Origin of the sequence: Tepidimonas charontis (genome assembly GCF_007556685.1) — a bacterium.
In the GTDB taxonomy this organism is placed as follows: Bacteria; Pseudomonadota; Gammaproteobacteria; order Burkholderiales; family Burkholderiaceae_C; genus Tepidimonas; species Tepidimonas charontis.
Genome location: NZ_VJON01000064.1, coordinates 1 through 8,698, shown reverse-complemented (window position 1 = coordinate 8,698; position 8,698 = coordinate 1). Strand labels below are relative to the sequence as shown.

Sequence of the window (8,698 nt, the reverse complement as noted above, 5' to 3'; positions counted from 1 at the left end):
CGGCTCCAGTCCCACTTGTCGTGTACGAACAGACCGCGAAAGAGCGGCTCGTTGCCGGCGAAGAGCTCGGCGAGCGTATCCAGAAACAGGCTCTTGCCAAAGCGCCGTGGGCGCGAGAGGAAGTAGTGCGAGCCCGACTCGATCAGGCGCAGCGCAAACGCGGTTTTGTCGACGTAGTAGTAGGCGTTGTCTTCGCGGGATCTTGGCGAAGGTCTGGATGCCGATGGGGAGCTTTTGACGCACCATGGCGCACATTATGGTGCGGCGCACTGGCACCCGTCCACACGCAAGCCTGGGGGGTGGATTGTCGCTGGCCCGCGGTGCGAGCGGCAGCAGCACGCAGCATCGCCGCCGCGTCGCGGCACCGTGCGGTCGATGGCACCATGCGCCCGGTGCGGGAGTCTCGGCCGTTGGCGAGACAATCCCGCGCTCGTGCCCGAACGCGCAGGTCAACGCGAACCCCAGGCATTCAATCTCTACACCAAAGAATTCGTCGATGCGCTGTCGCATCCGCGCAACCTGTGTCCCGAGCGGCAGGGGGCGATGATCGAGGTCGAGCCGGCTGCACTATCCGCGCCATGGATGGATGTCTCACTCGCCGCCATTGCGGAGTTCGTCGCCCAGCGTTCGGGGCTGACCACGCCGGCGTGGGCGCAGGCGCCGGGGCGTTTTCTGGCGCAACCGCGCCTGTGGGGCGCGCGGCCACACACCCGCGCGCACATGTTCGGCGAAACACCGGGGCCGTTCCGCCGCCGCAACGACCGGGCATGATACGCCCCTGCTGGGCGATTTTCCGAGCGCGCAACCGGGCGTGCACATCATGCAGGCGACGCCGAGCTACGTCTTTGCGCTGCGGGCCATGGCGGCCGTTGTTTGCGGCGTCACCGACACCGACCGCGCCGAGTTGCGGGCGCTGTGGCAAGCCATGCCACCGGATGTAGCTGGGCAGGCGCAGGCCATCGTGGGTTCGTACTATCCGGGGGTCAGCCTGCCAGCGGCGCTGCAGCAGCTCATCAATGCAGTAACCGACGCCGACCACCGCCTGGCCAGAACGTCGCCACTGCCCAACGTGCACTAACGGTGGTGCTGGGCGAATGTGCGGCCGGCCCGAGCGGCGAACGGTGCCGAACAGGCGGGCCACGGAGCAATGGGGCATTAGACCCCGGTCGGCCCATTGCCTGCTGCGCACGCTTGACGCACAATGGGGCCCAGTCAGCGCACACGCTGCCGCCCCCACGAACATCGGATCGCCGACATGCGTCTTTCGCTTCTCTTCGGTCGCTTGCCCCGTGCTGATGCGCGCTCTCGGGACGGGTCGATGCTGGGGAGTGCTTTCTTGGCGCTGATGCTGGTTGGCTGTGCCAGCGCGCCGCCGCAGCGCGCCGATGCCCCTGCCCCCGCTGGTCCCATCGAGCCCCTGGTGGTCGAGCCAGCACCCGCCCCCAAGCCGACGCAGGAACCAGCGTTCACGGGCCCGATCTCGTTGGCCAACACCGAACGTGAATATCGGCGCGACGGAGCCCACCATTTGTACGGTCGCTACGCCGAGCGCGTCTATCCCGGCAAATTGCCGCCCTTGCTGCAAGCGGTGGGGGTGATGCGCGTGCACATTGGCAGCCGCGGCGATGTGCGCCACATCGAGTGGATGCGCGCGCCAGACCACGTGCCCCACGTCAAAGCCGAAATCGAGCGCTTGGTACGTGAGGCCTCGCCCTTTCCGGCGCCGCATCAGCTCGGCAGCGTGGTCTACACGGAGACGTGGCTGTGGGATCGCAGCGGGCGTTTTCAGCTCGACACCTTGAGCGAGGGTCAGCTGGACCGTTCGGCGCCGCGCCCCGTGGTGGCCCCCAAGCCCGCGCCCAACACGCGCCCGACGACTCGTAAGACCGCCCGTTCTCGACCCGCCGTACACACCCGCACCGACGCCCGTAAGGCCACCGATTCGGCAGCGGCCACCCGCGTGGCCCAGGATGCAGCCACTGCCGGTAGCTCGCCTTGATCACGCGGCTCTTCGGCCGGGCCGGGCGGAAACTGGTCGGCTGTGGTGGCGCTCGAGACGGGAGGCCACCCTGGCATGGCCGCGCGTAGCGCGCACATTCCGTTGGCACTGCACGGGTACTGCGCCCATGGCGTACTGCGCCCCGATCAGGACGCAGGGCGCGCCCGCATCGACGACCACACGGAGGCGGCGATGAAGCCGACGCCGATCAGTCCGGTGACCACCTCCGGGACGTGGACGACCGTGCCCGCGATCATGATCGCCGCCAAGGCACCGATGGCGTAGTGAGCGCCGTGCTCCAGGTAGATGTAGGCTTGCAGTGTGCCGCGCTCGACGAGGTACACGGTCATCGAGCGCACGAAGATGGCGCCGATGGCCAACCCGAGCATGATGACGACCACGTCTTTGGTGATGGCGAAGGCGCCGATGACGCCGTCGAACGAAAACGAGGCATCCAACACTTCCAGGTAAAGAAAACTGGCAAAGCCGCTGCGCTGCATCGCCGCCACGGTGGCCTCGCCCTCGGCTTCGACCGAGAACAGCGTCCCCACCGCATCCACCGCCAGATACAGCAGGATGCCCGCGATGCCGGCGACGAAGACGCGCGTCTGCTCCGCCTCCGGCACCCACCAGCGCGTCGAAAACACCACCGCCAACGCGATGAAGACGCTGATTTCGTCAAACTTGGCGGCGCGCACCAGGCGCCACTCCAGCGGCCCGAGCCAGTGCGTCTCCTTATTGCGGTCGAACAAAAAGTTGAGAAACACCAGCAACAAAAACATACCGCCGAAAGCGGAAATCACGGGGTACACGCTGGTGAGCACGCGGGCGTATGCGTCGGGCTGCTGCATGGCCAACCGCACCGTCTCGCCCCAGCCAAGGTCGGCCGAGACGGCGACGATGACGATGGGAAACACCAGCCGCATGCCAAAGACGGCAATCAAAATACCGACTGTGAGAAACAACTGCCGCCACAGCCGACTCATGTTGCGCAGCACACCGGCGTTGACCACGGCGTTGTCGAACGACAAGCTGACTTCCAAAACGGCGAGCACCACCGTCAACCACAGGGCCGTCCACACGCCCAGGGATGATTGCTGCCCCCACCAAGCGGCCAACCCCAAGCACACGGCGGAAAACGCCAGCGAAAAACCAAAATGTCGGATCACGAAAAACTCTCGGTCAAACGGGCTGCGGCCCAGTCGCATCAGGGAACACACGAGCCACCGCGTGCGGAGGAGGCTGCCGCCCCTTGGTCGGGCGGCTGCCCTCGGCAAAGCCGCCAGCCGCGACCCAGGCAAAGGCGAGCCCGCTAGTGTACGGTACGCGCGGAGGTGACAGCGCCGCGGCGGTGACAAGATGGCGCCGCCTCAATCGATGGGGGGCGGCAGCCCAGCCAGCGCGGCAACCTCGGCGCGCAGCGCAACGGCCCAGCTGCGCCGATCGCGGCCTTGGGCGGTCTGTGCCTCGCCCCAGTGAAGACAGGCCACCAGATCGTGCGCACGCACCACCCGCCACAGCGAGGTCAGCAAACTCGTGTCGCCCACGTAGACCGGGGCATCGTGCCGGGCCAGAGCGTCGGGCGCGGCGCCCGCGGCCCGATAAGCCACGCCCAGCGGCTGCACGGGGGTGTCGGTGGCCAGCGCGGCCTGCAACAGATTGGCATGGAAAGGCAGCACAGTGGCGCCAGCGCTGGTGGTGCCCTCCGGAAAGACGGCCAGCACGTCGCCCGCCTGCAGGCGCTCGGCCAAACGGTGGACGACGCGCAGCGCATCGCGCTTGCGTTCGCGCTCGATGAACAGGGTGCCAGCGCCCGCCACCAAGCGCCCCAACAACGGCCAGCGATGCACGTCGGCTTTGGCCACGAAGCGGCATGGCCGCACCGCGTCGATGACCAAGATGTCGAGCCACGACACGTGGTTGGCCACCACCAGTCGCGGCCCGTGGGCGGGCGGCTCACCGTGCACGCGCACCGCCACTCCCAAAATGGCCAAGGCCTGGGCTGACCACGTCTGGATGCGGGCAGCGCGGGTGTCGGCGTCCCAATGAGGAAAGCGGCGTGTCACCGTCCACAGCCCGGCCAACACATGCAGTGCCAGGCGCAGCAGACGCCCCAGGGCGCGCAGCGTGGAAATCGACGTCGCCACGGCGGGCTCGGTCCCGTTGGGGTGGCGATCCATCTGCCTGTCAACCCCGTGCGTGAGCGGCACCCCAGCAACGACGCGACACACCGAAGCCACACCAACGCCGTGGCGCAGGCCGGCACCCGTGGTACACCAGCAAGGTCCGCCGCTCAGGCCGCATGCGCACTGCCTGCCACTACAGCATCGTAGGCCACGTGCCCGCCCACCAAGGTGGCACGCACGCGCCCGGGCAACGCATGCCCCTCGAATGGCGTGTGGCGGCTTTGGCTACACAGGTGCTGCGGCTGCACGCGCCAGGTCTCGCTGGGGTCGAAGACGCAGACATCGGCTACGCCGCCGACGGCCAAGCGCCCGACGCTGGCCTGCAACGTCCCCAGGCGGGACCCCAGCACACGCGCGGGGCCGGCAGTCAGCACCTCGACCCAGCGCAGCGGCGCCACACCGTCTTCTTGCGCCCATTTCAACGCCACGGCGGCGAGCAGCTCCAGCGCCGTGGCGCCGGGCTCGGCCTCGGCAAACGGCAACGCCTTGGCATCGGCCGACACCGGCGTGTGATCGGAGACGACGGCGTCGAGCGTGCCGTCGGCCAGTGCGGCGCGCAGGGCATCGCGGTCGCGCTGCTGGCGCACCGGCGGCTGCAGGCGCATGCGGGTGTCGAAGTAGCCGACGTCGACATCGGTCAGCATCAGGTGATGGATGCTGACATCGGCGCTCACCGGCAAGCCTTCGGCCTTGGCCTGCCGCACCAACGCCACTCCGGCCGCACTGCTGATGCGGCACAGGTGTAGGTGCATCGGCGGTTGGCCGGCCGGCGTGCTGGCACACACCGCCCGCAGCAGCTCCAGCAGGGTGTGCAGGGCGATGACTTCCGCTGCCGCCGGCATCCCCGACAGCCCAAGACGGGTGGCCAGCGGCCCGCTGGCCATCACACCCTGCGACAACCACGGATCGCAGGGTCGCAGCCACAGCGTGTAGCCAAACGTGGCCGCGTACTGGAACGCACGCTGCAGCACCTGAGTGTTGACGATCGGGCGTTCGGCCTGGCCGAAGCCGACGCAGCCGCGCTCGGTGAGCTGCACCATCTCGGCCAGCACTTCGCCCGCCAGCCCACGTGTGAGCGCCCCCAACGGAAACAGGCGCGTGCGGTGTAATTTGTCCGCACGGCTGCGCAGCATATCCACCAAGCCGGGTTCGTCCAGCACGGGGTCGGTATCGGGCGGACACACCAAGCTGGTGACGCCGCCGGCCACGGCGGCGGCGGTTTCGCTCTCCAGCATACCGGCGTGCTCTAGCCCCGGCTCGCCCAGGCGCGCGCACAGGTCCACCACGCCGGGCAGGACCCAGCAGCCAGATGCGTCGATGACACGGTTGGGGGCGAAGTCAGCGGGCATGGCCCCGATGCCGATGATGCGGCCAGCAGCAATGACCACATCGGCCAGGCGGTCGGTGCCGCTGGCAGGGTCGATGACCCGACCGCCGCGAATGAGTATTTTCATGCCTCGTTCCCCGCGATGATGCTCATGACCGCCATGCGCACGGCGATACCGAACGTGACCTGCGGCAGCACCACGCTCTGCGTGCCGTCCACCACGCTGGAGTCGATTTCGACACCACGGTTGACCGGCCCCGGGTGCATGACGATGGCGTCGGGCTTGGCCCAGCGCAGACGCTGCGGCGTCAGGCCAAAGGCTTGATGAAACTCTTGGCTGGAGGGCAGCAGCGCGCCGCTCATGCGTTCGTTTTGCAGCCGCAGCGCGATCACCACGTCGCAGTCGCGAATACCTTCCTCCAGCGAGTGGCATACGCGCACGCCCAGGTGCGACAGATCGCCAGGCACCAGCGTGCGGGGGCCCACCACGCGCACATCCGGGCAGCCGAGCGTGGTCAGGGCGTGGATGTCGGAGCGCGCCACACGCGAGTGCAGTACGTCGCCGACGATGGCTACCGACAGGTTGGCGAAATCTTTCTTGTAGTGCCGGATGGTGTACATGTCCAGCAACCCCTGCGTGGGGTGGGCATGACGGCCGTCGCCGGCGTTGATGACATGCACGTGCGGCGCGACATGCTGGGCGATCAGATAGGGCGCGCCGGATTCACTGTGCCGCACCACGAAGATATCGGCCGCCATCGCCGACAGATTGGCAATGGTGTCGAGCAGCGTCTCGCCCTTGGCGGTGGACGAGCGCGCGATGTCCAGGTTGAACACGTCCGCCGACAAACGGGTGGCGGCGATTTCGAACGTGGTGCGCGTGCGCGTGCTGTTTTCGAAAAACAGGTTAAACACGCTTTTGCCGCGCAGCAGTGGCACCTTTTTGACCTCGCGGTCGTTGACGCTGACGAACTGCGCCGCCGTGTCCAGGATCTGCACAATCACGGCGCGCGGCAGCCCTTCGGTGGACAGCAGGTGGATCAGTTCACCGTGGCGGTTGAGTTGGGGGTTGCGCATTCCCGGGGCCTCCAGCCGTTCATCCGCGCGCCGCCGCTGCCCGCTCCAGCAGCACGAAACCGAAGCGTCCATCGGGACGCTGCTCGAGCTCGAAGGACTGCTGTGGCGGCAGGGGCAGTCGCACCGCCGCCGCATCGGCGGCCACCGGCAGCTCGCGGCCACCGCGGTCCACCAGCACCGCCAGCCGCACGCTGGCCGGGCGGCCATAGTCGAACAGCTCGTTGAGGACCGCGCGCAACGTGCGCCCGGTGTAGAGCACATCGTCGATCAGCAACACGTGCGCGCCGTCCACCGCAAACGGCAGGCGGGTACGTGCCGACACCGGTGCCAGCCCCCGCTGGGCGTAGTCGTCGCGATGCAGCGCCGGCACGATGACGCCGGGCTCGCCCGGCAAACCCAGCTCGCGGTGTATGCGCGCCGCCAGCCACGCGCCGCCCGAGGCCACCCCCACCAGATGGCAGGGCTGCGGCCCCTGCGCCAGCAGCGCCTGCACGGCGCGCCGCAGTTCGGCGTACAAGGTTTCGGCATCCAGCGCCAAGGCGCCGGTCGCCGCGGCGTCCGGGTGGGACGTCATGGCAAGCTCCTCAAATACTGCTCCAAGATCAGGCACGCCGCCGCGGCGTCGGCATCGCGCGCGCCCGCTGCGTGCGCCTCGGTGGTGGTGTAGCGCTCGTCCACCTCCACCACCGCCAAACCCGTGCGGCCATGCAGTTGGCGGGCAAAGCGCTCGGCTCGCCGCGTTTGCTCGTGGGGGGCACCGTCGGGGTGGCGCGGTACCCCCACCACCAACGCCTGCGGTCGCCATTCGGCGATGAGCGCGAGCAGCGCACGCCAGCGTGCATCGCCTTCGGCCGCCACGGTGGTCAGCGCAGTGGCGGTGCGGGTGAGCGTGTTGCCAGTGGCCACGCCGACGCGGCGCTGGCCCCAGTCGAACGCCAAATACAACTGTGCCGCAGCGGGCACCACACCCCAGATGCGGCCAGCCGACGCGCTCATGCCCGCCCCGCTCCCGGCGCCAGCATCCACGGCTGCAAGCCCAGCAACGCCATCGCACGTTCGTAGCGATGCTGCGGCGGCACGTCGAACAGCAAGGCCGGATCGGCCGGCACGGTCAGCCAGGCGTTGTCGCCGATCTCCGACTCCAGCTGCCCCTCGCCCCAGGACGAATAACCCAGCGTCACCAGCATCTGGCGCGGCCCGGCGCCCACGGCCACCGCCTCCAATACATCGCGCGAGGTGGTCAACTCCAAACCGCTGCCCAGCACCTTCAGGGTCGCCGCATACACCGTCGGGCGCGGCGCAGGCGTGTCCTCCACCGCCGGGGCCGCTGGCGGCGCAGCACCACCGGCAGCCTGCATCCAGGCGCCCAGCGCCGAGGCGGGCGCGTCCGCGGCAGTGGCCGGGGCAGGCGCAGCCGGCGGCGCCACCGGCTGCGGCTCCCCCATGTCCTCATGCAGCACGAAGCCGCGCTCGGTCTGCAACGGCCCGCCGCGCAGCACCGGCAGGTCGGCCCATTCCGGTCGGCCCAGCGGCAGGTCGAGCCGCTCGAACAAATCGCCCAGGGTCAGGCCGGTGGGTTTGTTGATGATGAGCCCCAGCGCTCCCTTGGGCGTGTGCTCGCACACGTACACCACGCTGCGCCCGAACAGCTCATCGCTCAGGCCGGGCATCGCAATCAAAAAATGATGCGTCAAATCGATGGCAGGCGCATCGGTCGTCATGGCGGCGATTGTACGGGGCGCCCTGGACGTCCGAAGCCGACACCCAGCCTGCAGGGGCTGGCGTGCGCGCCATGGTGCCAAAGGGTCGCGACAGCGTCCTGGCCCCGGCCTGGGCGAAACGCATGGACGGGGCCGTCTTCCCGGTGGCGGCGCGGAAGGGCGCACGCCGCGGAAGTTGTGTGCGTCAAGTTGTGCAAATTGGTGATCAGGTAATTGGTTGATCCTGTTTGCGCTGTCGTTGTCGCGGAGGGCGTAGCCCGGAGCGATGACGACAGCGCGCGGCCGCTTCAGGCGGCCAGTCTCAACGCCTCCTTTTTCTGCTCCGAAAGGAGCGTCATGTTCAGGTAACGGCTGTCCTCCAGCCAGGTCTCGTGTGTCTCGACGCACA

11 protein-coding genes are annotated in these 8,698 nt (G+C 68.5%); 3 read left to right on the top strand and 8 right to left on the bottom strand.

All coding sequences use genetic code 11. The annotated features are described in order from the left end of the window. The coding region (locus Tchar_RS14140; RefSeq protein WP_236640466.1) for an AAA family ATPase at positions 1 to 143 on the bottom strand (143 nt) is incomplete at its 3' end. Between the two features lie 289 nt (positions 144 to 432). Here Tchar_RS14140 and Tchar_RS12855 point away from each other — a divergent pair. The 3 genes from Tchar_RS12855 (at position 433) to Tchar_RS12845 (ending at position 1,999) form a co-directional block, all read left to right on the top strand. Further along, positions 433 to 771 (top strand): hypothetical protein, encoded by a 339-nt coding sequence (locus tag Tchar_RS12855; protein ID WP_144329392.1) that lies wholly within the window; start codon positions 433 to 435, stop codon positions 769 to 771. 49 nt (positions 772 to 820) lie between these two features. Further along, on the top strand, positions 821 to 1,078 hold the full coding sequence (locus tag Tchar_RS12850; protein WP_144329391.1) for a hypothetical protein: 258 nt from the start codon (positions 821 to 823) through the stop codon (positions 1,076 to 1,078). A 240-nt stretch (positions 1,079 to 1,318) separates the two neighbouring features. Next, positions 1,319 to 1,999: a hypothetical protein gene (locus Tchar_RS12845; RefSeq protein WP_201739374.1), complete on the top strand. Its 681-nt coding sequence runs from the start codon at positions 1,319 to 1,321 to the stop codon at positions 1,997 to 1,999. 146 nt (positions 2,000 to 2,145) lie between these two features. Here the strand turns inward: Tchar_RS12845 and Tchar_RS12840 are convergent, their stop codons facing one another. The 7 genes from Tchar_RS12840 to Tchar_RS12810 form a co-directional block, all read right to left on the bottom strand. Beyond that, complete coding sequence (locus tag Tchar_RS12840) at positions 2,146 to 3,165, bottom strand: DUF475 domain-containing protein (RefSeq protein ID WP_201739375.1); 1,020 nt, start codon at positions 3,163 to 3,165, stop codon at positions 2,146 to 2,148. A gap of 204 nt (positions 3,166 to 3,369) precedes the next feature. Further along, on the bottom strand, positions 3,370 to 4,179 hold the full coding sequence (locus Tchar_RS12835; protein ID WP_201739373.1) for a lysophospholipid acyltransferase family protein: 810 nt from the start codon (positions 4,177 to 4,179) through the stop codon (positions 3,370 to 3,372). A gap of 113 nt (positions 4,180 to 4,292) precedes the next feature. Beyond that, positions 4,293 to 5,639 carry a dihydroorotase gene (locus Tchar_RS12830; protein WP_144329389.1) on the bottom strand — a complete coding sequence of 449 codons (1,347 nt, stop codon included), beginning with the start codon at positions 5,637 to 5,639 and terminating at the stop codon, positions 4,293 to 4,295. Continuing rightward, entirely contained in the window at positions 5,636 to 6,589 is a 954-nt protein-coding gene (locus Tchar_RS12825; RefSeq protein ID WP_144329388.1) for an aspartate carbamoyltransferase catalytic subunit, read from the bottom strand. The genes Tchar_RS12830 and Tchar_RS12825 overlap by 4 nt, the downstream gene beginning before the upstream one ends. Before the next feature lie 19 nt (positions 6,590 to 6,608). Further along, positions 6,609 to 7,163, bottom strand: coding sequence for a bifunctional pyr operon transcriptional regulator/uracil phosphoribosyltransferase PyrR (gene pyrR / locus Tchar_RS12820; protein ID WP_144329387.1), 555 nt, complete (start codon positions 7,161 to 7,163; stop codon positions 6,609 to 6,611). Continuing rightward, a complete protein-coding gene (ruvX, locus tag Tchar_RS12815) occupies positions 7,160 to 7,585 on the bottom strand; it encodes a Holliday junction resolvase RuvX (protein ID WP_144329386.1) in 426 nt (141 codons plus the stop codon). The genes pyrR and ruvX overlap by 4 nt, the downstream gene beginning before the upstream one ends. Next, a complete protein-coding gene (locus Tchar_RS12810) occupies positions 7,582 to 8,310 on the bottom strand; it encodes a YqgE/AlgH family protein (RefSeq protein ID WP_144329385.1) in 729 nt (242 codons plus the stop codon). The genes ruvX and Tchar_RS12810 overlap by 4 nt, the downstream gene beginning before the upstream one ends. Positions 8,311 to 8,698 lie beyond the last annotated feature (388 nt).